At 52.7% G+C, this 23,199-nt stretch carries 24 protein-coding genes and 1 riboswitch; all 24 genes read left to right on the forward strand.

Annotation, left to right across the window (positions count from 1 at the left end; translation table 11 throughout):
• Nucleotides 1–124: 124 nt before the first annotated feature.
• The 24 genes from ACFOLF_RS19275 (at nucleotide 125) to ACFOLF_RS19390 (ending at nucleotide 22,976) form a co-directional block, all read left to right on the forward strand.
• Nucleotides 125–1,243, forward strand: a complete 1,119-nt coding sequence (locus ACFOLF_RS19275) for an L-threonylcarbamoyladenylate synthase (protein WP_210039071.1) — start codon at nucleotides 125–127, stop codon at nucleotides 1,241–1,243.
• Nucleotides 1,244–1,331: 88 nt separating this feature from the next.
• Nucleotides 1,332–1,892: a manganese efflux pump MntP gene (locus ACFOLF_RS19280; RefSeq protein WP_210039070.1), complete on the forward strand. Its 561-nt coding sequence runs from the start codon at nucleotides 1,332–1,334 to the stop codon at nucleotides 1,890–1,892.
• 29 nt (nucleotides 1,893–1,921) lie between these two features.
• Nucleotides 1,922–2,503, forward strand: coding sequence for a low molecular weight protein arginine phosphatase (locus ACFOLF_RS19285; RefSeq protein WP_210039069.1), 582 nt, complete (start codon nucleotides 1,922–1,924; stop codon nucleotides 2,501–2,503).
• A gap of 87 nt (nucleotides 2,504–2,590) precedes the next feature.
• Nucleotides 2,591–2,673, forward strand: a riboswitch (ZMP/ZTP riboswitch).
• Between the two features lie 131 nt (nucleotides 2,674–2,804).
• Nucleotides 2,805–3,272 carry a ribose 5-phosphate isomerase B gene (gene rpiB, locus ACFOLF_RS19290; RefSeq protein ID WP_210039068.1) on the forward strand — a complete coding sequence of 156 codons (468 nt, stop codon included), beginning with the start codon at nucleotides 2,805–2,807 and terminating at the stop codon, nucleotides 3,270–3,272.
• Nucleotides 3,273–3,379: 107 nt separating this feature from the next.
• Nucleotides 3,380–4,027 carry a TIGR01440 family protein gene (locus ACFOLF_RS19295; protein ID WP_210039067.1) on the forward strand — a complete coding sequence of 216 codons (648 nt, stop codon included), beginning with the start codon at nucleotides 3,380–3,382 and terminating at the stop codon, nucleotides 4,025–4,027.
• A gap of 170 nt (nucleotides 4,028–4,197) precedes the next feature.
• Entirely contained in the window at nucleotides 4,198–5,445 is a 1,248-nt protein-coding gene (locus ACFOLF_RS19300) for a serine hydroxymethyltransferase (RefSeq protein ID WP_210039066.1), read from the forward strand.
• Between the two features lie 176 nt (nucleotides 5,446–5,621).
• Nucleotides 5,622–6,656 (forward strand): hypothetical protein, encoded by a 1,035-nt coding sequence (locus tag ACFOLF_RS19305; RefSeq protein WP_210039065.1) that lies wholly within the window; start codon nucleotides 5,622–5,624, stop codon nucleotides 6,654–6,656.
• 263 nt (nucleotides 6,657–6,919) lie between these two features.
• Nucleotides 6,920–7,549 (forward strand): uracil phosphoribosyltransferase, encoded by a 630-nt coding sequence (gene upp, locus ACFOLF_RS19310; protein ID WP_210039064.1) that lies wholly within the window; start codon nucleotides 6,920–6,922, stop codon nucleotides 7,547–7,549.
• An 83-nt stretch (nucleotides 7,550–7,632) separates the two neighbouring features.
• Nucleotides 7,633–8,781 (forward strand): non-hydrolyzing UDP-N-acetylglucosamine 2-epimerase, encoded by a 1,149-nt coding sequence (gene wecB, locus ACFOLF_RS19315; protein WP_379114449.1) that lies wholly within the window; start codon nucleotides 7,633–7,635, stop codon nucleotides 8,779–8,781.
• Between the two features lie 188 nt (nucleotides 8,782–8,969).
• Nucleotides 8,970–9,191 (forward strand): AtpZ/AtpI family protein, encoded by a 222-nt coding sequence (locus ACFOLF_RS19320; RefSeq protein WP_210039063.1) that lies wholly within the window; start codon nucleotides 8,970–8,972, stop codon nucleotides 9,189–9,191.
• Nucleotides 9,184–9,561: an ATP synthase subunit I gene (locus tag ACFOLF_RS19325; RefSeq protein WP_210039062.1), complete on the forward strand. Its 378-nt coding sequence runs from the start codon at nucleotides 9,184–9,186 to the stop codon at nucleotides 9,559–9,561. Before ACFOLF_RS19320 ends, ACFOLF_RS19325 begins: the two co-directional genes overlap by 8 nt.
• Before the next feature lie 10 nt (nucleotides 9,562–9,571).
• Nucleotides 9,572–10,339, forward strand: a complete 768-nt coding sequence (gene atpB / locus ACFOLF_RS19330) for a F0F1 ATP synthase subunit A (RefSeq protein WP_210039061.1) — start codon at nucleotides 9,572–9,574, stop codon at nucleotides 10,337–10,339.
• Nucleotides 10,340–10,439: 100 nt separating this feature from the next.
• Nucleotides 10,440–10,655: a F0F1 ATP synthase subunit C gene (gene atpE, locus ACFOLF_RS19335; RefSeq protein ID WP_036583039.1), complete on the forward strand. Its 216-nt coding sequence runs from the start codon at nucleotides 10,440–10,442 to the stop codon at nucleotides 10,653–10,655.
• Between the two features lie 101 nt (nucleotides 10,656–10,756).
• Nucleotides 10,757–11,239 carry a F0F1 ATP synthase subunit B gene (gene atpF, locus ACFOLF_RS19340; protein ID WP_210039284.1) on the forward strand — a complete coding sequence of 161 codons (483 nt, stop codon included), beginning with the start codon at nucleotides 10,757–10,759 and terminating at the stop codon, nucleotides 11,237–11,239.
• Nucleotides 11,236–11,784 (forward strand): F0F1 ATP synthase subunit delta, encoded by a 549-nt coding sequence (locus ACFOLF_RS19345; protein WP_210039060.1) that lies wholly within the window; start codon nucleotides 11,236–11,238, stop codon nucleotides 11,782–11,784. The genes atpF and ACFOLF_RS19345 overlap by 4 nt, the downstream gene beginning before the upstream one ends.
• Before the next feature lie 16 nt (nucleotides 11,785–11,800).
• Nucleotides 11,801–13,315, forward strand: coding sequence for a F0F1 ATP synthase subunit alpha (atpA, locus tag ACFOLF_RS19350; protein WP_210039059.1), 1,515 nt, complete (start codon nucleotides 11,801–11,803; stop codon nucleotides 13,313–13,315).
• 90 nt (nucleotides 13,316–13,405) lie between these two features.
• Nucleotides 13,406–14,266, forward strand: coding sequence for an ATP synthase F1 subunit gamma (gene atpG / locus ACFOLF_RS19355; RefSeq protein ID WP_379114452.1), 861 nt, complete (start codon nucleotides 13,406–13,408; stop codon nucleotides 14,264–14,266).
• Between the two features lie 33 nt (nucleotides 14,267–14,299).
• A complete protein-coding gene (gene atpD / locus ACFOLF_RS19360) occupies nucleotides 14,300–15,718 on the forward strand; it encodes a F0F1 ATP synthase subunit beta (RefSeq protein ID WP_210039058.1) in 1,419 nt (472 codons plus the stop codon).
• A 24-nt stretch (nucleotides 15,719–15,742) separates the two neighbouring features.
• The gene (locus tag ACFOLF_RS19365) at nucleotides 15,743–16,150 is read left to right on the forward strand and encodes a F0F1 ATP synthase subunit epsilon (protein WP_210039057.1); all 408 of its coding nucleotides are present in this window, start codon (nucleotides 15,743–15,745) and stop codon (nucleotides 16,148–16,150) included.
• Nucleotides 16,151–16,529: 379 nt separating this feature from the next.
• Nucleotides 16,530–18,293 (forward strand): alkaline phosphatase family protein, encoded by a 1,764-nt coding sequence (locus ACFOLF_RS19370; protein WP_210039056.1) that lies wholly within the window; start codon nucleotides 16,530–16,532, stop codon nucleotides 18,291–18,293.
• A 139-nt stretch (nucleotides 18,294–18,432) separates the two neighbouring features.
• Nucleotides 18,433–19,203, forward strand: coding sequence for a glycosyltransferase family 2 protein (locus ACFOLF_RS19375; RefSeq protein WP_210039055.1), 771 nt, complete (start codon nucleotides 18,433–18,435; stop codon nucleotides 19,201–19,203).
• A gap of 40 nt (nucleotides 19,204–19,243) precedes the next feature.
• Complete coding sequence (locus tag ACFOLF_RS19380; protein WP_210039054.1) at nucleotides 19,244–21,058, forward strand: glycosyltransferase family 39 protein; 1,815 nt, start codon at nucleotides 19,244–19,246, stop codon at nucleotides 21,056–21,058.
• Nucleotides 21,059–21,185: 127 nt separating this feature from the next.
• Nucleotides 21,186–22,010 (forward strand): hypothetical protein, encoded by an 825-nt coding sequence (locus tag ACFOLF_RS19385; RefSeq protein WP_210039053.1) that lies wholly within the window; start codon nucleotides 21,186–21,188, stop codon nucleotides 22,008–22,010.
• A 15-nt stretch (nucleotides 22,011–22,025) separates the two neighbouring features.
• The gene (locus ACFOLF_RS19390) at nucleotides 22,026–22,976 is read left to right on the forward strand and encodes an FTR1 family iron permease (protein ID WP_210039052.1); all 951 of its coding nucleotides are present in this window, start codon (nucleotides 22,026–22,028) and stop codon (nucleotides 22,974–22,976) included.
• Nucleotides 22,977–23,199 lie beyond the last annotated feature (223 nt).

The raw sequence follows: 23,199 nt of genomic DNA on the forward strand, positions 1-23,199 counted from the left end.
TCCTAATAGATGTCAGATAAGATTCCATAGTACTCCGGATATCGGAGAGGATGTGAGACTTGCCATGTATGATATAATGGAAGAAATAAAAATGATTAATTGACGTCTAAGGATTGGTTGCATAATGACGAGCAAAACCAAGGTGTATCATGTCGATCCCGCAAGCCCCGACGATAAGATCATCAGAGAAGCCGCACGTACTCTCCGTCAGGGAGGAACGGTGGCATTTCCCACTGAAACGGTGTACGGGCTCGGAGCCAACGCATTGGATCAAGATGCAGTAAGCAGAATTTTTGAAGCCAAAGGAAGACCTTCGGACAATCCGCTCATTGTGCATATTTCGGACTCTGCGCAGCTTGATTCGTTTACCGCTCCCTGCGGGGAGCTGGTCCAGCTTCTGATGGACCGCTTCTGGCCGGGGCCGCTTACGATTGTTCTGCCCCTGAAGAGGGCCTCGGTATCGGAGCATGTCACGGCAGGGCTGGACACCGTTGCCGTCAGGATGCCTGCGCATCCCGTGGCACTGGCGTTGATCACGGCTGCCGGGTGTCCGGTTGCGGCGCCCAGCGCCAACAGCTCGGGCCGCCCCAGTCCAACAGAAGCGGCGCATGTTCTGGATGATCTGAACGGACGGATTGATGCCGTTATTGACGGAGGTTCGGCCGGCGTGGGACTGGAGTCGACGGTTGTTGAGGTTGAAGCAGGCGGTATTGTACGGATTCTGCGACCAGGCGGGATAACAGCTGAAGCGCTGCGCGCAGCGGGGGCGCAGGTCGAATATGATATAGCTGCCGCCCCTCATGATAATGGACAGGAACGCACCCCGGGTTCCGTTGAATTGGGAGCGCATGAACACCCGGCAGCCGGCATCGCTCCGAGATCCCCAGGAATGAAGTATGCCCATTATGCGCCCAGGGGAGTCATGCAGCTGGTTCAGGGCGGCATCGACGAAGTTGCCGCTTATATCGGCAAGCAGAGCCGGAATGCCCGGGCGGAAGGTGAACGTACGGGTGTGCTCGCGTTCCATGAGCATGCCGACCGCTTCGATGCCGATCATGTATTGGTCATCGGCAGCCTCGGCAATCTGGAGCGGGCGGCTCAGGGCTTATATGCCGCCCTGCGTTCATTTGATGATCTCGGCGTGAGCCGAATTTGGGCGGAGACCTGTCCGGAGGCCGGCATCGGGCATGCCTTGATGAACCGGCTTGCCAAAGCGGCAGCCCAGCAGATCATCCGCGTATAACGCCCTTCCCGGGCTGCCGCTTTTACAGGTCATGTTTAACTCCTTGTCCGCATATGCTGGAAAAGAATGCGGACAAGGGGGAAAAAGAATGGTCGAAGCGGGTATGCATGCCGGACAACTGCTGACGCTTTTACTTATGGCGATAGCTCTTGGGATGGACGCTTTTTCACTCGGGGTCGGTATAGGAATGAAGGGTATTCGGCTTGTTGACATTCTTAAATTAAGTGCGGTTATCGCGCTGTTTCATATAATAATGCCTCTTATGGGCATGCTTACCGGTAAATACGTCAGCTCCCTGCTCGGCGATGTGGCTTCATCCGCCGCCGGTGTGCTGCTGCTGCTCTTGGGCGGCCACATGATTTATAGCTCCCTGCGGGGTGAGTCCGTGGAATCTCTTGATCACAGCACGGTTTGGGGAATGCTGCTGTTTGCGCTCAGCGTGAGCATTGATTCATTTTCCGTAGGCATTTCACTGGGCATGTTTGCGGCGGATGTGCTGGTCACGGTGCTTCTGTTCGGCTTCTTCGGCGGAATCATGTCCACGGTTGGACTGCTCATCGGACGGCGGGTCAGTTCAAGCATGGGCGAGTACGGGGAAGCGCTGGGCGGTGTTATTTTGTTCACGTTCGGGCTGCTTGTTTTATTTTGAATAAATTGAGGAAAAGGAGTGTGAGTGCTATGAAACGGATTTTGTTCGTTTGCACCGGCAATACATGCCGTTCCCCGATGGCGGAGGCCATTCTTAAGGAGCTTGCGAGAAAGCAGGGCAGGCAGCTGGAGGTACGCTCGGCAGGTGTGTCCACGGTGGATGGACTTCCTGTTTCTTCGAATGCTGTGGGCGTGCTGCGTCAAAGGGAGGTTTCATGTACTGGCGGCTCCAAAGCGCTTGATGGCGGTTCAGTCGTTTGGGCGGATCTGATTTTGACGATGACGACAAGCCATAAACGCAATTTGCTGCAGCGCTTCCCGCAAGCCGTGGATAAAACTTACACGCTCAAGGAATTCGTCGGCTGCGACGAGAAGGTGTTGGCCGATATTTCGGAGCTGGAGGGGCTTTACACGGAATGGCAGATGAAGCAGGCGCTTGGCCAACAGATGACCAGTGCCGAGCGCGATCGCTTGCTTGAGCTTGAGAAGCGGATTCCCGATTTTGACATAGCCGATCCCTTTGGCGGGTCGATGGAGATGTATAAGCGCAGCGCCGACGAGATCGAGGATGCATTGAGGAAGCTGCTGGATAAGCTTGGCCCTTCCCAATAAGATCGTTTACAAAATATCCGCATCAGCCCCTGACGTTCGATGATTGATTTTCAACAGGCAATACGTTATGATAAAAACAACTAAGACGGTTTCTGATGTAACTGGCGACTAAAGTGGATCAAACCACGGTGGAGCATCAGATCATACGGCCGGTCGCCTGGGCAAAGAGCAGCGTGCGAAAGCATGTCATGCTCTTTTTTCGTCTTCCAGGCGATTTCAGCATGATTTCAGGTATACTAGTAACATGATTCATCGACATTTTTCGCCATCCAAGGCGGTCAAACCGGGAGGATTATATGTTATGAAAATCGCCATCGGCGCCGATCACGGCGGTTACCGCCTCAAGGAGGAGCTCGCTTCCTTCATCCGGTCGCTCGGTCATGAAATCGAAGATGTCGGCTGCGATTGCGAGCAATCCGTGGACTACCCTGATTATGCGCTTCCTGTCTGCGAAAGAGTAAAAAGCGGGAAGGCGGAACGCGGAATTCTTGTCTGCGGCACCGGAATCGGCATGTCAATTGCGGCCAATAAAACGGCCGGCATCCGGTGCGCACTTGTGCACGATACCTTCTCGGCCAAGGCAACCCGTGAGCATAATGATACGAATGTGCTGGCGATGGGAGAACGCGTCATCGGACCAGGGCTTGCCCAGGAGATCGTCCGAATCTGGCTGGAAACCCCGTTCTCAGAGGAGCAGCGTCATGTTGGCAGGATCGGCAAGGTCATGAAGCTTGAAGAAAATGCGTCTTCTCCCTCAACCGTTATTTGAATCCGTTTTTGCCATCCGGCGCAAGCTGCCGTTCCGGCGATTGTTTTCAGAGGGAAGCACCATACTTAGCAGCAAGCGGAAGATCCGAATCGAAGGAGTGTCAGGTGATGAACCGGGAACTGAAGCTGGATACGATTGCAGGTGATGTTGAAGCTGTTGTCCGTGAGCTGGCGCATGCCGCTCAGCTTCGAAGCGGACAGCTTCTGGTAATTGGCGCAAGCACAAGCGAAATCATCGGTCAGCGGATTGGCACATCAGGCACACTGGAGACAGCCAAAGCGGTTTACGAAGGCGTTGAGGCGGCCCGCCGTGACATCGGCTTTCACCCCGTCTATCAGTGCTGCGAGCATTTGAACCGGGCGCTTGTGATGGAGAGGGATATCGCAGAGCGGTATGGCCTGGAGATTGTAGGAGCCATTCCCGTGCCGAAAGCCGGCGGTTCGATGGCTTCCTACGCCTACCGGCAGCTGTCCGATCCCTGTCTGACGGAGTCGGTGCAGGCGCATGCCGGACTGGATATTGGCGATACGTTCATCGGCATGCATCTGCGGCGTGTTGCTGTTCCCGTCAGGCCGACAATCCGTTCCATTGGAGAAGCGCATCTGACAATGGCTTATACGCGTCCAAAGCTGATCGGCGGCATTCGCGCTGTATATACGGAGGAAGAGGCCGGCATTCCGGGCAGTTCAGCTGCTGAAGCCTTTACGGATACATCCCCAGGTGGCCCGGAGTCTCCGGGCGGCACATGCGACTAGAGAAGTTGATTCGGCGTTTGACCACATACCGCGTTAATTAACAACCGCCAATAAACATGTTTTGCGAATTGTTTCTGACCCATGGCTGCTCAATAAGCTGCAAAGGCCAGTCAGCGCAATGCAAGGGACTGTTATAGAAGGCGTTACATTTAAGGAGGATAAACAAAACAATGGAACATTTACGCAAACAAGACCCTGAATTGGTAAAAGCGCTCGGACTTGAACTGCAGCGTCAGCGCGACAACATTGAGCTTATCGCATCCGAGAACATTGTCTCCGAAGCTGTGCTGGAAGCCATGGGAACCGTATTGACGAACAAATACGCCGAAGGCTACCCGGGCAAACGCTACTACGGCGGCTGCGAGCATGTGGATATCGCCGAGAACATTGCCCGCGACCGTGCCAAGGAGCTTTTCGGCGCAGAGCATGTCAACGTACAGCCTCATTCCGGCGCCCAGGCGAATATGGCGGTTTATCTTGCAGCACTGAATGCGGGCGATACCGTGCTTGGCATGAATCTGGCGCATGGCGGGCATTTGACGCACGGCAGCCCGGTTAACGCATCCGGTATTTTGTATAATTTCGTCTCTTACGGCGTCAATGAGAATACATTCACCATCGATTATGAAGAAGTCCGGAAGCTTGCGTTCAAGCACCGTCCGAAGATGATCGTAGCAGGCGCCTCGGCTTACCCGCGTATCATTGACTTTGAAGCACTGGGCAAAATCGCAAATGATGTCGGTGCACTGCTGTTCGTCGATATGGCGCATATTGCCGGTCTGGTTGCAGCCGGTCTGCATCCAAGCCCGGTGCCGCACGCCCATTTCGTTACCACCACGACGCATAAAACGCTTCGCGGACCCCGCGGCGGCTTGATTATGTGCCGTCAGCCATGGGCGCAAGCGATCGATAAAGCCGTATTCCCTGGTTCCCAGGGCGGACCTTTGATGCATATTATTGCTGCCAAAGCGGTTGCTTTCGGCGAAGCGCTGGATCCATCATTCAAAGTCTACGGCAAAAACGTCGTCGATAACGCCAAGGCGCTGTCAGAATCGTTGATGGCCCAAGGCATTAATATCGTATCCGGCGGAACAGACAATCACCTGATGCTGATTGATCTGCGCAGTCTGAACATTACCGGCAAGGATGCGGAGCATGTACTGGATTCCGTGCAAATCACAGTCAACAAAAACGCCATTCCATTCGATCCGACCAGCCCGTTCATTACAAGCGGCGTGCGTATCGGTACTCCTGCGGCAACTTCACGGGGAATGGGCGTCGAAGCGATGAAGACCATTGCAGAAATTATCGCCATGACCTTGAAAAACCCGAAAGATGAAGCGGTGCTTGCCAAAGCGCGCGGCATGGTCAGCGACCTGACCTCCCAATACCCGCTTTATCCCGGTTTGAAATATTAAAAAAGCTTCATAACAAAGAAAGCGAAGAGGCTGCTGCGCAAGTCCACGAGGACAGCGCAGCAGCCTTTTTTTACAACACCGGCCTGATACAGCCCTAATGTTTACCAAAAACGGCAGAAAGACATGGTTTATTCATGCTATGATGGAACTAATCCTACGAAAAGCGGGTGATAGCTATGGGTGGTTTCCTTATCATTGTTCTCGCTGTCATTATTATCTTTTTTATCGTATCGCGATTGAACAATCAGAAATCACAGAGCAGGGGATCGCGCAGGGCGGCTTCAGCCAAGCGCAAGCCGCCGGAGGCTCTCGGCGTACCTTCAGGACATCCCGCACGACCGGCGGCAGAGCGTCTTGAAGCTGTGCTGACCGCCGATATGGAAGCCAGGGTGAAGGACCGCGTCTTGAGAAACAGGCCTTCTATGCGTGACGGCGAGTGGCAGTGGCTGTGGTTTGAATTGAAACGTTATTTCCTGATGTGCGCCATTATGCGGGGCGTACCGATGTATAGTGAGAAGGTCGATGAGGTTTGGCATGAAATGCTGATGTTTACCCGGGAGTATGAACAGTTCTGCATCCAGCTGAGCGGCGGATTTATTCATCATGCGCCGCATGGGGACGGAGCAGGGCCGGAGCAGGGCGAACGGGCTTGGTTTGATTGGATTTACGGGGAGCTGTTTGTGCAGACGCCTGTGAGCAGCCAGCTTTGGGGAACCTTCTACCGGACACCGCTTTCACCGCAGCGGATGGAAGCGCTGGAGCAGCTAAGCGTGGATGAGCTCCGCGGACATTATTTTAATGTCAAGGCTGCAGAGAAGTTTCCGGATTTAAGTGCCGCAGTTGACTATTTGATTCAAAGGGGCCAGGAGCTTGCAGCAGATGCACGGAGCGGCACCGGCAATCCATACGATAGATACGAAACGGGCCGGGGCGCCCAATGGTCTGATCCGCTCATGATGACAGGAGCGCTATCAGGTGCGTTATTCATGTCGTCCATGCTCCCGCCCGATCAGTTTGCAAACGAGATGGATGCCGCTCACAGGAAGGAACAGGGAGGCTCCGCGAGCAGCTGCGGATCAAACTCTTATGTGTGCGACAGCGACAGCTCAGGCAGCGGGGGCCACGATGGAGGCGGTTCTTCCTGCGGATCGGGCAGCGACGGCGGCGGCTCGTCCTGCGGGGGAGGCGGCTGTGGAGGCGGAGGAGACTGAGTCTATATTCCCAAAGCCTTGGAATGGCACCAAATCATGGAGGCCCTTCGACTCACCGATCAACCGGCGTCCGTCAATCCGGACTGGCCGGTTTTTTAATATTTATAGGAGAAAATAATTCAAAAGAACCGTTTCTTCTTGATTTTTACTGTGCAGTGCATAATGAAGCTACCGATGCTATAATAGACGAGGTTGTGATAGGATTGTAAAGAATGAGGATGTTCCAAGAAGGGACGCAAAGCTTTTACAGGAGGATGAAACCAATGGGCAAATTGACGATTTGTGACCACCCGCTTATCCAACATAAGCTGACGCATATTCGCGACAAAGGTACCAATACGAAGGATTTCCGCGAGCTGGTGGACGAAGTGGCAACGTTAATGGCCTATGAAATTACACGGGATGTTCCCTTGGAACCGGTGCCGGTAACAACGCCGGTCACAGAAGCGGTAGGCCAGGTGATATCCGGCCGCATGCTCGGTCTTATCCCCGTGCTTCGCGCGGGCCTTGGAATGGTGGATGGCATGCTTAAGCTGATTCCGGCGGCCAAGGTTGGTCATATTGGTCTGTACCGGCATCCGGATACACTGGAGCCGATCGAGTATTATGTGAATTTGCCCGCGGATGCAACCGAGCGGATGCTGATCGTCATTGATCCCATGCTCGCCACTGGCGGATCGGCCAATGCGGCGATCGAGACTCTGAAGCAGCGCGGCTGTCTCCAGATTAAGCTGATGTGTTTGATTGCAGCGCCTGAAGGTGTTGCAGCCGTCCAGAAAGACCATCCCGATGTGGATATTTTCATTGCCGCACTTGACGAGCGCTTGAATGAGCACGGTTACATTGTACCCGGTCTGGGAGACGCCGGCGACCGCATGTACGGTACGAAATAGCGGGGAAGTTTTGCGGCATACGCAGTTTCAATGTCACCGGAGAACACACATAACGCATTAATTTATCATAGGAGTGACAATCATTGGCTAAACTGAAGGTAATGACTATTTTTGGCACGCGTCCGGAGGCAGTAAAGATGGCTCCGCTTGTTCTGGAGCTGCAGAAACATTCGGATGAGATTGAATCGATTGTTTGTGTGACGGCGCAGCATAGGCAAATGCTGGATCAGGTGCTCGACTTTTTTGAAATCAGACCGAATTATGATCTGAACGTGATGCAGGATCGCCAGACGCTGACGGGAACGACTGTACGGGTGCTGGAAGGGCTTGAGCCTATTCTGAGGGAATCGAAGCCTGATATCGTGCTCGTCCATGGCGATACGCAAACCACTTTTCTGGCGAGCTATGCTTCGTTCATTCAGCAGATTCAGGTGGGTCATGTCGAGGCAGGCCTGCGTACGTGGAACAAAATGTCGCCTTATCCCGAGGAAATGAACCGCCAGCTCGCGGGCGTCCTGTCCGATATTCATTTTGCCCCGACCGAGCAGGCGGCCAGCAATCTTCGCCAGGAAAACAAGCCGGAGTCCGCCATTTATGTAACGGGTAATACAGCTACGGATGTTTTCGAGTATACGGTGGACAAGTCGTTCACCCATCCCATTATCGATTGGGCGGACGGAAAACGCCTGGTGCTCATGACGGCGCATCGCCGTGAAGCGCTTGGACAGCCTCACCGCAATATTTTCCAGGCGGTGAAACGGATTGCCGACGAGTTTGCAGATGTGGCTTTCGTTTATGCGGTTCATCCGAATCCGGCTGTCCGCGAGCCTGCCAATGAAATTCTGGGCGATCATCCCCGGATCAAGCTGATCGATCCGCTCGACGTATTTGAGTTTCATAATTTCTATCCTCACACCTATATGATTATGACCGACTCGGGCGGGTTGCAGGAAGAAGCGCCTTCATTCGGCGTTCCGACCTTGGTGCTGCGGGATACAACGGAGCGTCCGGAAGGAATCGAGGCCGGAACGCTGGAGCTTGTCGGTACGGACGAAGAAGTTGTATATACACGCGCCCGTGCTCTTCTCAAGGATGCCGGACTATATGAGAAAATGAGCAAAGCGGCAAATCCCTACGGCGACGGTCAAGCTTCCCAAAGGATTGTACAGGCGATTTTGCATCATTTTGGGAGAAGGAAAGAACGGCCTGTCCCGTTCACACAACGTTCATAGTTAAGTCCAAATCGCCGCATGTCGCCAAACACCACAGCATACAGTGGTACTGTATGGTTTGCAATCTTGGAAAACCTTGATATAGCAAGGCTTTCCGGGTTCGCGTTCACAAACTGTTTGAATTTATATCGATTGACAAACGTCGCTTCGCTTGGATAAAATGTATAAGGATTAACAGAGGTAAAGCCATGAATAAAAAGGGTATGGGAGACAACCCCTGGCGAGCTGCAGGGCTGGTTGGTGTAATGGGGCTTGACTTCGCAATTTGCATCTTACTGGGCTATTTTGTCGGCAAATGGATAGGTGGTTCGCAAGCTTGGATCATTGGCGGTTTGCTTGTTGGTCTGGCTGCCGGTATTCTGTCCTGCGTGTTGCTTGTCAAGGTTGTATTGGAGGACACCGATGAATGAGATCTTTAGGAAAGCAATGCGATCAGCTCTCTATCTGATGTCACTCTGCATTGTAGTATGGCTGCTTGTTCCATCTTTGAAGGCCATAGCCGCCGGAATCGTTGCAGGCTGCGCGGCAAGTTTGTTCAATGCATATCTTCTGCGAAGGCGTATTGATCTTCTCGGACAGATCGTTGTTGATCAAGGGCCAAGAAGGATGAGCATCGGCATGGCCGGAAGGCTTGCTACTGTTCTGTTTGTCGTCATGATTGCCAATAAGTTTCCTCAACATCTGAATGTAGCCGCTACATTGTCTGCATCTTTCTTTGTACAGATAGCTGTTTTTCTAATCACGGCCGTAACCTATTCAAAGCATAGCGGAAAGGGGTGAAAACAAAAGCATGCATTTATTTCCGATTATTGACGTTGGAGGCTTTCACATCGATCTTTCCACCTGGTTGTCCATCATCGTGTCCTGCCTGATTGTTTTTATTCTGGCACGGGTGGCAGTGGGTAATCTATCGGTGACCAATCCTTCAAAAATGCAAAATTTTATGGAATGGGTTATTGAATTCGTTCACAATACCATTGCAAGCACGATGCCGCTCAGCAAGGCAAAGAGTTTCATTAACTTGGGTATGACTTTGATTCTGTTCATCTTTGTATCCAATTTATTAGGGCTCCCATTCGGTATCATTACCGAGCATCATGAACCGTTTACTTTCGCGGGAACTGAAATCGTTTCCGAAGCCCAGCTGGTCGAGGATGGCGGTCACGCGCATGTTGGTTGGTGGAAATCACCGACAGCCGATCTGGCTTGTACAGCGGGACTTGCGATTATAGTGATCTTTATGGTTCACTTCCTTGGTCTGAAGCAGAATCGTAAACACTATCTGAAGCATTACATTGAACCGTATGCTATTTTCCTCCCGCTCAATATCCTGAAGGAACTAGCTAAACCGCTTACCCTCTCACTCCGTTTGTACGCTAACATTTTCGCTGGTGAGGTTCTGATTTCCACGATTTTGATGCTGGGAGTAGTCGGTATTCCACTCCTCGCCGCCTGGCAGGCATTCAGTTTGTTTGTTGGGGCGATTCAAGCCTTCCTGTTTACCATTCTTACCATGGTTTACATTTCGCAGGCGACGGTTCATGAAGAGGATCATTAACAGGCACAAATCCCGCTACTTAGGAGGCTTCGGGCTCTTCTGGCGGGAGTCATATATATTGGCACGACAAAAATAACCTACTATTAGGAGGATTTCAAAAATGGAATTTTTGGCAGCAGCATTGGCAATTGGTTTGGGAGCGTTGGGTGCAGGTATTGGTAACGGTATGATCGTCAGTAAAACAGTTGAAGGGATTTCCCGTCAGCCTGAGCTTCGCGGTACGCTTCAAACCACTATGTTCATCGGTGTTGGTATCGTCGAGGTTGTTCCAATCATTGGCGTTGTAATCGGCTTCCTTCTTTATTTCGGAGCTTAGTATCCATATAACGGGTTGGCGGGGTTGGCCAAGGCCATCCACGCCTTCGTTTTGATTGGCACAATTATTATGATTCAGGTTTATGGAAAGGAGTGTCAACTATGGAGTTTGTGTGGGAATCGACAGTATTTACCATCATAGCGTTCCTGGTGTTGTTATGGTTGCTGAGCAAATATGCCTTCGGACCCTTGATGGGCATTATGGAACAGCGCAGACAGCTGGTGCAGGATCAAATAAAAACAGCAGAAGAGAGCCGTCTGCAAGCAAGCCAGCATCTTGAAGAACAGAAGCAAGCTCTTCAGCAGGCACGCAAAGAGGCTTATGAAATTATCGAGCAATCAAAAGTAACCAGTAATAAGCAGGCGGATGACATTATGCAGTCTGCAAAAGCTGAGGCAACCCGTTTGAAAAATGAAGCGGTCAGCGATATCGAAATTGAAAAGAATAAGGCAATTGCCGCACTTCGCAGTCAAGTTGGCGGCATGTCTGTTATGATCGCATCCAAAATCATCGAGAAGCAAATCGATGAGAAATCGCAAGCAGAGCTCGTTGACCAATACCTGAAAGAGGTAGAAAGCAAATGAGCCGCGACGGCGTAGTTGCAAAACGTTATGCGAAGGCGTTGTTCCAAATTGCACAGCTGAATCAAACGATTGCTGAAAACCAGGAACAGCTTAAATTAGTAGTTGAGGTTATTGAGAAGAATGCGGAAATTCGCAAATTTCTCAGCTTTCCCAACATAGAAACATCCAAAAAAATCGCTTTGGTCAAAGGCGCTTTTTCCGATAAAATCTCAGAATCCGTTCTCAGCACACTGGAACTTCTTATTATCCGCGGCCGTCAGGGAATCATTAGCGGCGTCTACGAAGCGTATACGAAGCTTGCTGGCGAAGCGCTGGGCCAAGCCCATGCAACGGTGTATACAGCTAAGCAGTTAAGCGCGGAAGAGTTGTCCAAAGTACAAGCGAGATTCGGTGCAATTGCCGGCAAAAAAATTGTCGCGGAACAAATCTTGAAACCGGAGCTGCTCGGCGGTGTGCAGGTGCGCATCGGCGACCGTCTTTATGACGGCAGCCTGCTAGGCAAGCTTTCTCGTTTGGAACAATCATTGAAAACTCAAGCATTGTAGATAGGGGTGAGCGGAATTGAGTATCAGACCTGATGAAATCAGCACGCTGATTAAACAACAAATCGAACAATTTAAATCCGAGATTCAAGTTGTCGATGTCGGTACGGTCATCCAAGTCGGTGACGGTATTGCTCGCGTTCATGGACTCGAAAACTGTATGGCAGGAGAACTGCTCGAATTCTCCAACGGCGTTATCGGCATGGCCCTCAACCTTGAGGAAAGCAATGTCGGTGTCGTTATCATGGGACCTTACACAGGTATTCGTGAAGGTGATCAAGTGAAGAGAACCGGTCGTATTATGGAGGTTCCTGTAGGTGAGGCGCTTCTTGGACGCGTTGTTAACGCACTGGGTGAGCCAGTGGATGGCAACGGTCCTGTCAACACGACAGAGGCGCGCCCGATCGAATCGCCGGCTCCGGGCGTTATGGCCCGTAAATCGGTATTCGAGCCGATGCAGACAGGTATCAAGGCGATCGATGCGATGATTCCGATCGGCCGCGGCCAACGGGAGCTGATCATCGGTGACCGTCAAACCGGTAAAACCCAAATTGCCATCGATACGATCGTTAACCAAAAAGGCAACGGCGTTATCTGTATTTATGTGGCAATCGGACAAAAGCAATCCACTGTCCGTACGGTAGTAGAATCGCTTCGCAAGCAAGGTGCGCTTGATTACACAATCGTCGTTACCGCGAGCGCATCCGAGCCATCCCCATTGCTCTACATTGCCCCTTACACAGGCTGTACGATGGGTGAGTACTTTATGTACAGCGGCAAGCATGTACTGGTTATCTATGATGATCTGTCCAAACAGGCTGCCGCATACCGTGAGTTGTCCCTGCTGCTCCGCCGTCCTCCAGGTCGGGAAGCTTATCCGGGCGACGTTTTCTACCTGCATTCCCGTCTTCTGGAGCGTGCAGCCAAGCTGAATGATGAGCTCGGCGGCGGTTCGCTGACAGCACTGCCATTCATTGAGACGCAAGCGGGCGATATCTCCGCTTACATCCCAACCAACGTAATTTCGATTACGGATGGACAGATTTTCCTTGAGTCCGATTTGTTCTACTCCGGCCAACGTCCGGCTGTTAACGTCGGTAACTCCGTATCCCGGGTAGGTAGCTCGGCGCAAATCAAAGCGATGAAAAAGGTTGCGGGTACGCTCAAGCTTGATCTTGCCCAATACCGTGAGCTCGCTGCATTTGCCCAATTCGGGTCGGATCTTGATAAAGTAACGCAATCCCGTCTGAACCGCGGTGAGCGGACACTGGAAATTCTCAAGCAGGGCGTTAACCAGCCGCTGCCTGTTGAACGCCAGGTTGTATCTCTTTATACGGTAACCCGGGGACATGTTGACGATATTCCGGTTCAAGACATTCGTCGTTTCGAAGCTGAATTGCTGGCTTACGTGGATGCAAGCAAACCCGAGATTTTCTCGTCGATCCGCGATACCAAGGATTTAACTTCCGATAACGAGAAGGTTCTTATTGAAGCGATTAATACGTTCAAAAAAGGCTTTTCCGCATCGGCTTAATTCGGGGCAAGCATATAAGCCTGGACTTAAGCGGAATAGAGCCGGATTCACTTCGTTAAGGGAGTCCGGCAATAAGGTGGTGACAACGAATTGGCTAAGGGTATGCGCGAGATTAAGCGTCAAATCAAGAGTACGCAGAATACCAAACAAATTACGAAAGCAATGGAAATGGTTGCTGCAGCCAAGCTCAGACGGGCTCAGGAGGCGGCAGTCGCTTCAAGACCTTACACGGACAAAATCCGCGAAGTCGTCGCCAGCATCGCAAACAGCGGCGGCAATGTGAAGCATCCTATGCTGCAAACCCGTGAAGTGAAGCGGACGGCCTACCTGGTCATCACGTCGGATCGCGGACTTGCCGGCGGCTACAATGTCAACGTGCTTCGTAAAATAGCTTTGACATTGAAGGAGAAGCACTCTTCCGCCAACGAATATGCGCTTTTTGTCATCGGACGAAAAGGCCGGGATTACTTCAAACGCCGGGATATTGCAGTCGTTCAGGAGACCACAGGCTTATCGGATTCCCCCAAGTTTGCCGACATCAAATCCATTGCGAACGCGGCCGTTAAGGGCTTTGAGAGCGGTGCGTATGACGAATTGCATGTTGTCTATAATCAATTCCATAATGCCATCACCCAGATCCCTGTTGTGAAGCGTTTGCTGCCGCTGGAGCAGATTGAAGTAACTGGCGCTAAAGCCAATTACGAGTATGAACCGTCTGCCGAGGAAGTGCTTGACGTTCTGCTGCCGAAATATGCGGAAACGGTCATTTACAGTGCGATTCTTGAAAGTAAAGCAAGCGAGTTCGGAGCAAAAATGACGGCAATGGGCAGCGCGACGAAAAACGCGACCAAGATGATCGCTGGCTTAACGCTTACGTACAACCGTGCGCGTCAAGCGGCTATTACCCAGGAAATAGCGGAAATTGTCGGCGGAGCGAACGCCCAGCAATAAGAAATGTCAATTTATGTAGTAGGAGGGACATCAATGAGCAAGGGACGCGTTATCCAGGTAACGGGACCAGTTGTCGATATTGCTTTCGAAAACGGTCATTTGCCGGACATCCTAAATGCGATAAAGATTGAAACAAAAGCTCAAGACGCTGGCGGACGCGACATTAATCTGACCGTCGAAGTAGCGACTCACTTGGGCGATAATATGGTGCGCTGTGTAGCCATGTCTTCCACAGACGGTTTGGTCAGAGGAACGGAAGTTGTTGACCTTGGCAAACCGATTACTGTACCGGTTGGACCAGCTACACTAGGCCGCGTGTTTAACGTGCTAGGCGATCCGATTGATAACAATGGCGATGTTGACCGGACGCTTTCGAATCCGATTCACCGTCAGGCTCCTCCATTTGAAGAACTCTCTACCTCCCAGGAAATGCTGGAGACGGGTATCAAGGTTATCGACTTGATGGCTCCATACTCCAAGGGCGGTAAGATCGGTCTCTTCGGCGGCGCGGGCGTTGGTAAAACCGTAACAATGCAAGAGTTGATTCATAATATTGCGCAAGAGCACGGCGGTATCTCCGTTTTCGCCGGTGTAGGCGAGCGTACCCGTGAGGGTAATGACCTGTATCACGAGATGAGTGATTCCGGCGTTATCAGTAAAACAGCCATGGTATTCGGTCAAATGAATGAGCCCCCAGGCGCGCGTCTTCGCGTTGCGTTGACGGGTCTGACTATGGCTGAATATTTCCGTGACGAAGAAGGCCGTGACGTGCTTCTGTTCATCGATAATATTTTCCGCTTTACTCAAGCCGGTTCAGAGGTTTCCGCTTTGCTGGGCCGTATGCCATCAGCGGTTGGTTACCAGCCAACGCTGGCGACAGAAATGGGTCAGCTGCAGGAGCGTATCACTTCGACCAAAAAAGGATCCGTTACATCGATTCAGGCGATCTATGTTCCTGCCGATGACTATACCGATCCGGCGCCGGCAACAGCGTTTGCCCACTTGGATGCAACGACTAACCTGGAGCGTAATATCGCGGCAATGGGTATTTTCCCGGCCGTTGATCCACTTGCTTCCTCCTCCCGGATTCTGACACCGGAAATTCTGGGCGAAGAGCATTATCAAGTGGCGCAGGGCGTTAAGAAATTGCTCCAACGCTACAAAGAGCTTCAGGATATTATCGCGATCCTGGGTATGGATGAATTATCCGAGGAAGATAAAAGTATCGTTTTGCGTGCTCGCCGTATCCAACTGTTCCTCTCGCAGCCTCTCCACGTTGCTGAAGCGTTCAATGGCATACCTGGTGTTTACGTATCGGTTAAAGACACCGTACGCAGCTTCAAAGAAATTCTTGATGGCAAACATGACGATCTTCCGGAACCGGCGTTCCACAATGTCGGGTCGATTGAAGAAGCAGTCGAGAAGGCGAAAAAGCTCGCACAAGGGCTGTAATAAGCCGCTTATGGAGGTATCGGGATGAGCACCTTTTTATTAGAAATCGTCACGCCTGAGCGGAAGGTTTACGCTGAGGATGTCAATATGGTGATCGTCAAAGGGCAGGAAGGCGAGCTGGGGATTCTACCGAATCATATCCCGCTTGTCACGCCGCTCAGGATCGCTCCGATTGTGATTAAGAAAGACAGATCCGAAGAAGTCATTGCCGTGAACGGCGGGTTTCTTGAGGTTCGCAAGGACAAGGTTGTCATACTGGCTGAAAGCGCGGAGCTGCCTGGCGATATCGATATCGATCGCGCACAGGAAGCAAAGCGGCGGGCTGAGGAACGTTTGGATAGCAAACGTGACGAATATGACCACCGGCGTGCAGAGCTTGCTCTGCAGCGGGCGATCAACCGTCTGGAAGTCAAGAATCGGATTAATCGATAACAAGATGGAACGCCACACTTTTGTGTGGCTTTTTTTTTGCCTTTTAGCATTTAATCGTTTCATTCCAAGGACAAGGGAAGAATAGGCGCGGCCGCAACGGAATGGCTGGAGGTTCCTGCTGTAAATTTAGAGGCACTGCACCTGCTGTATGATTCGTGCCTTTGAATACGGCAGTACGCCGTTAATAAAAATTGACGATATACGATATGCCGTCTATACTGAATCGAGAATAGTTCTCATTGGTCTTGAGTAGGACTGAACTTTAGCATAGCAGTGCTTTTTTTGAAAGAATCCAAAGGAAGAATCATGTTAGCGCCGCCGTGGGACGGAGCCATGCTGTTCTTCTTTTCAGTACATATGGCGGAAGGACGGACTGGCTATGAAGAAAGCATCAGCGTTTGAGATTGTGGCGGCGCGCTGCTGGAATTTGTTGAATGAGGGTCGGCCGTTTACGCCGATTTTTGTTATAGGAGCTTATCTGCTTTATCATGTGCGGGATTTGTCGGAGCCCTCCTTCTGGATTGCGTTCGCGCTTGGATTATTGGTTGGGCTGCCGGTGTTCGGGCTTTATTTTGTCTATGACTTTCCTTTGTTTTTGCGGAATTATTTGTGGCTGCCGATTGTGGCGGCTTTAGTGTTGTGGCGGGATGTGCCGCTTGATTTGGGCTTGTATGGCACTGCGCTGGGATTGTTCTTCTTCTTTACGGTATATTTTTGGGGGACCTTCTATTATCATCTGCGAATCGGCACGTCGTGGTGGAATTTTAGACGCTTCTGGAAGCTTGTCCTGAAAAACAGCGATTCCACCAGCGGCAATGCCCAGGAGCAGATGCCCAAATTCCTGCTGCTGCTGTTTATCGTGGATATGACGGCGCAGGGCTGGCAGTTCGACGGAGAGCAGACGAGGCTCTTATACAGTTGGACATCTTATGCCTGTTTTGTGATCGGCCTGATGGTATATACGTGGGTACTGCACCGTTATCTGTTCGACTGGAAACCGCGGGAGATTGCCACACGGACCTCGAATGTGACAGTGCCGAAGAAAGGAATCAGCGATAAAGTGTTTGTGCTGGTTATTGACGGGATGCGCAAGGACCGCTTCGAGGAGGCGGACGCGCCTTTTCTCAAGAAATGGCGGGCAGAAGGTACCGAATATACACAGATGGAGACGGTGTATCCGGCAAGAACGGTCGTCTGCTTCTCTTCCATGTTTACGGGAACCTACCCGAGGGAGCACGGCATCACCTCCAACATGGTGTGGAGTCTTGGGATCAAGACGGAATCGATATTTGACAGTTTGCGAAAGGTTGGCAAACGGGGAAGGCTGCTTGGCATCGCGCATCTGATTGATTCGATGGGCGATGATGTGGAAAGTGTAACAGCTGTTATGCATAACGATAAAGCGGACCGCAATATTATGGAGAGGGCCAAGCTGATCATGACGGAGCAGAATCCGGATCTGCTGGTGGTGCAGTTTATTGCGACCGATCAGACGGGACACAGTATGGGGGCGCTGTATGATGAATACCGCGTCAAAATCGAGGAGGCCGACCGCCTGATTGCCGAGTTCGCCGGATGGCTTAAAAGTGAAGGCCATGCTGACAACGCAACATTTATTGTCTGCGCCGATCATGGACAAGCAGACGGCATCGGCGGCCACGGCCATCTGGACGAAGGAGAACGTTACGTGCCGTTCTTCATCCATGGGCCTGCTGTGAACAGGGGCGTTAAGGTTGAGGACAAGCATTCACTGATATCAGTTGCCCCGACGCTGAGTTATCTCCTTGGAGCGCCGTTTCCGGACCACAGCCGGGGGCCCGTTCTGATGGAAGCGATCAAAGCCAGAGCAGCAGCGGGAATACCGGGAAGCAGAGGAGCAGAATCCAAGAAGGCAGCGGCGGCTGCCAAGAGTGAAGCGGCAAAACAAGGTGGTTTGTCTGCAGCCAATAGGGAACCGGCGTCTGGTGGGGATAAACAGTCTGCCGCCAGGAGGGCACCGGGAACCAAGGATGAAGCTGTCAGTGATGTGGTTGCTGGACCTGCAGCCAGGATCGGGGCAGCGAAGTCAGGGGAATTATCGGTTGTACCCAGGAATACAGCAGCTCTGCCGGAGAGGACAAGCAAGCCTGTCCGGAAGAAATAAGCTGTTAGGTTAAGGGAAGTTGTGCGTGGCTTAGCTGGATGCTTGGGAAGTTTCTGCGTTGCGCATGCTGAAATGAGAGTCCTATCTTCTTAAGGGATGCTGAACAGGAAAGAATGACGGGAAAGAAGTTGGACATACGATGGTTGTGCGGAAGCTGATTGTTTTTTTGCCCGCTTATAATGAAGAATTGAATATTGGCCATGTGATTGCCCGTATTCCCCGGGAAATCAAGACGGGCTGGCAGGTTGAAGTGGCCGTAATTGATGACGGGTCCACAGATGGTACAGCTGCTGCAGCACGGGGGGCAGGAGCCGATCATGTGGTGTCATTTGGAAAAAATCGGGGGCTCGGCGCTGCAGTTCGTGAGGGACTGGCTGTTTGTGTGCGGCTTGGCGCAGATATCGGACTGATGATTGATGCGGATAATGAGTATCCTGCGGAACAAATACCGGAGGTCATCCAGCCGATTTGGGAAGGACGGGCCGACTATACGATGGGCTCGCGTTTCAAAGGTGAAATACAGGGCATGAAGCTGATGCGGCGGCTCGGCAATATAGGCTTCACCCTCCTGCAAGCGCTCATTCTGCGGCGGATGATCTGGGACGGCCAGTCCGGCATGCGGGGGTTTTCCAGAGAGGCGATGGAGCATGCCGAAATTATCCATGACTATAATTATGCGCAGGTGCTTACTCTTAATCTGGTCAGGCAGGGCTTTCGGATGGAGGAAGTGCCTATCCGCTATCAGGTTCGTCTTCATGGTGAATCCTTTATCAAATTCCGCCGTTATGTGACGGCAGTGCTTCCGGCGGTCTGGAGAGAGCTGCGCCGCCCGGTGAAGAAGCATCATCGCGCGGTAAAGGATAACAGCAAGCGGGTTCTGGCAAACCCCGGACAGCGTACGGGAGATTAAGGCCAACGCGACTTCCGGTGAAACAAGGGGGATTGACTGTTTGAGAGCAAGAGAGCGAAGGAAGCGGCTGTGGTCCATGCTGTTCCCGGCCGTGGCCGGTGTTCTGGTATTGATATGGACGTTGTACGGCTTCATGCATATCAGTCCGTTCGCCGCCACCTGGGATGAGGTGGATTTTGCGCTTGCCCTGACGCGCTTTGATCTGCTCACCATGCAGCCCCATTTTCCCGGGTATCCTTATTTTGTATTGGGGGCCATGGGACTTAGCCGCTTTATGCCGGAGCCCATTCAGGCCTATGGTGCGTGGAACCTGCTTCTGACAGCCTCCTCGTGTGTGCCTTTGTGGCTGTTGACGCGGCGGATTTTATCATGCTTCTGGTCAGCAATTGTTGGCTGCCTGGTGCTGACTTCTCCCTGCCTGTGGCTCCAAACCGTTCGGCCTATGTCGGAGGCGGCGGGGATTGTCTTGTTATGGTGGTTCCTGTGGTGCTGGTGGCGGGCGATGGAGCATCCGGGCTGGCGGCGGTCCATCATTGCCTTGTTTGGGTTTGGGCTATTGATGGGCGTCCGACTGTCGTTTGCGCCATTTGGCCTGGCTGTTGTATGGCTGCTCGTCAACCATTGTGCCATCTGGCGCAAAGAGGGCAAGCGCTTGCTGCCGAGGCTGCTGCTTTTTGGGCTTGCGGCTGCGCTCTTCCAGCTGCTGTGGGTGGCCGGTCTGGCTATGAGCGAGGGCGGGCTGGCCGGTTTTGTGAAGCTGGCGGCGGCTTTTACCGCCGGTCACTTCAGTGAGTGGGGAGGCGGGGTTGCGGCCACCGGCGAATATTCGTTTGCCGGACGGCTGCTGCATTTCGCCGGCGGCAATCTGCTCTGGACCGGCATGTTTGCCCGGTCCAATTCATTGCTGGCGGCTGCGGCTGCGCTGCTGCTGGCGGCCGTGCTCTGCGCGGGCAGCAGGCCGCCTGCGCAGCGCGCTGGCGACGGACCGCGCCGCGAAGCTCTGGCCCGGGCGGCGGCATGGCTCCGCCGCCCGCCGCTGCCGGCGGCCCTGGCTGTGCTGGCACTCGCCTACGCCGCGTGGGCACTGCTGGCGCAGAACATCGACAAGCCGCGGCACATCACACCGTTAATCGGTGTGATGTGGCTGCTGCTGCTTGCTCTGTTCCGCGCGGCGGCGCCGAAACCTGCGCCCGCCCCAGGACGGCCGGCAGCTCCGCGAGCTGAGCCGCCGGCAGAAACCCGCCAATCGGGCGGGCGGGTCATGGACACCCCCGCATGCCCGCCGCAGCCCGGCAGCGCGGGTCTTCCCCAGCCCGGCGGCTTCGCAGACCGGGCGCCTGTAAGCTTCTCGCCCCGGACTGTCCCGGACTCCGGGGCACGGAAACAGGCCGCCTCCTCCGCGCTAGCGGCGCAGATAGGACATGCGCTGCGGGCGGCGGGCGGTGTCCTCGCCGCAAGCATCATCGTACTGCAGACCGTGCAGGGCAGTACGCTGCTCAAGCGGCAGTCGGAAGAACAGCCGGCTGTTTATCAGCTGGCAGCCGCCCTTGATGGCATGCAAAGCCATCCAGGTACAAAGAACCGGGCTGTCGTGTATACGTGGGAGGAATCAAGGGTGCTGGATTATTTGCATACCGGGGTGAGCCACCGGCAAATCCTGACCTATTCGTATTTCCTGGCCGATGTGAAGGCGAATCCGGAGGCGGAGATTTTGTTGACGGACCATGTATTAAGCGGGTTTGAAGCCCAGGCGGGCCCCTTGCGCGATAAGGTCAGACTCGCAGCCTCTTTTCATAGCGAGGCTTTGTTTGATCCGGTTTATCATGATATCCAATTATATGAATGGATACGTTGACGCCAACCCGTACGCGCTGAAAATGCAGCGGGTCTCGGACGATTTTTCATATTGACACTATTATTGAAAATGATTATCATTGTCTACGTGATTAAAGCATTACGATTTCACAACAGAAGGTGAGAATATGCGCACAATCTCATTTACTATAACCGCAATGCTTGCTGTTGTGATTATATTCGCTCTGACGCCAGCCAGCGTCCGGGCTTATTCGTATGGCGATGCCAACACTGAAGATGTTGCGGAAACCTTCAAGCTGGTGGTGGCCGATCTTACCGTATCGCCGGTCGACTGGAAAGGCGTAGAGGATGCGCATAAGGCGCGCCGATCCGAAATTGCCTCCCATTTTGGCGAAGAGGTCGTCGCTGAATTGGACGCAGACATTGCCTCACGCGACGCGGAACTGCTCACAGCCAACTACAAGGCGCTGCTCGTCATGAATCTGGACCGGCGGTTCGAGAGTGTCATCCAGTCCATAGATGAATATACACAGGCTAAGCTGCTGCTGGCCAAAGCCAAGGCAACCTTCGAGGTGCTCAAGCCTTATGCGGAAGCAAAGCTCACCAAGGAGCAGACGGACGGCATAACGGATGATTTCCAGAAAGCGCTGGATGCCATCGGCAATCCCGGTCTGTTCGGCGTAGGCCAGCTAGAAGCCGATCCCGAGGCTCTCAAAACGACGGTCAACCGGATTTACGATATATTGGTCCCTTTATTTCCCTACAGCGGGAAGCCCGGGACCGGTCAGCCGACAGAAGGCGACGCTGGTAATGCCGCAGCATCGCCGGGTGAGGGTTCAGCAGGCGGGGAGACCATACAAGGCAACAAAGAGCATGCTCCCATGGAACGCACGGAGAAGACCAACGCGGGCGTTACGATTGGTGTAATAGGCGGGGTCGCGGTCGTCGGTATTTGCGTGGTGTGGTGGGCCCGGCGCAAAGGTATTTTCTAAAGGAGTGGAGACACCATGAATGTGCAGGCATTTCTCATCACATTTCGTGAAGCCTTCGAAGCGATTCTCATCGTGGGCATTATTGTATCGTATCTAAAGCGCATAGGCCAATCGAAATGGAGCAGGTGGGTTTGGCTTGGCGCAGGGTGTGCGGTTCTCGCCAGTCTTGGCGTAGCGCTGGTTTTTCAAACCGTGCTCGACGGCTATTCCACCATGGGCAGCCAGGACTACATGCGTATCGGCATTCTGCTTGTTTCCTCTATGCTTCTTACCCATATGATTATGTTCATGAGCAAGCAGAGCCGTGATATGCGGGGCAAGCTGCAGAATAAAGTCGCCCTTATTTTGACGACCGGCGGCGCCATTAATATGGTCGTCCATTCTTTTCTCGTAACCTTGAGGGAAGGGGTGGAAACGGTATTCTTCTTCGCTGCTATCTCGCAGGGCGATCTCTCGCAGGCGCTGCAGAGCTGGGGCGCTGTTCTGGGCCTGATTTGCGCAGCCGCGCTCGGATTTCTTGTCTTCAACGGGAGCAAGAAGATCCAGCTCGCCACCTTTTTTAAAGCGACCAGCCTGTTTCTGATTCTTATTGCAGCGGGGCTGTTTGTACAGGCGATCGGGGTTATGCAGGATCTGAAGCTGATGGGTACGGTGTATCATACATCCGGCGGCGAGATCGGGGAAGTCTACGATATTACATGGATCATGCCCGAGCACCCCATCGATGAGGCGAATTACATACGGGATACGGGCCGGCACCCGCTCGTTAACGGACAGGTCGGTGTATTCTTCAAGGCTTTCCTCGGCTATTCGGAGGCGCCCTCTGTAGAAGAATTTGTCGCCTATTGGATGTACTTCCTGCTGGTTTTTGTGCTTATTGTCCGCCAGAGGAAAGTGGAATCGCCGCAAGGCGTCTCCGGTCAAACCGTTCTCACTGCGAGAGCCGCCCTGCAGGATGAAAAATAGAAATTTGCTTTAATATCAAGGCTCTCACCCGTCTTTGGAGTCGGTGGGGAGCTTTTTTGCGTTGTCTTGGGATAGACAATCCTCTGAATAGATTTGTCCAATATAAGCCATTCTAGTAAGAAGAAAGGAATTTGTCGAATTGCGTTCACTATGCTGCAAGGTTCCAATCATGATCGTATTGCAGCTTTAAATATTAATTTCCTGATCCCATACAACATGAAGC

It is taken from the genome of Paenibacillus sepulcri (assembly GCF_042647105.1).
GTDB classification, from domain to species: domain Bacteria; phylum Bacillota; class Bacilli; order Paenibacillales; family Paenibacillaceae; genus Paenibacillus_Z; species Paenibacillus_Z sepulcri.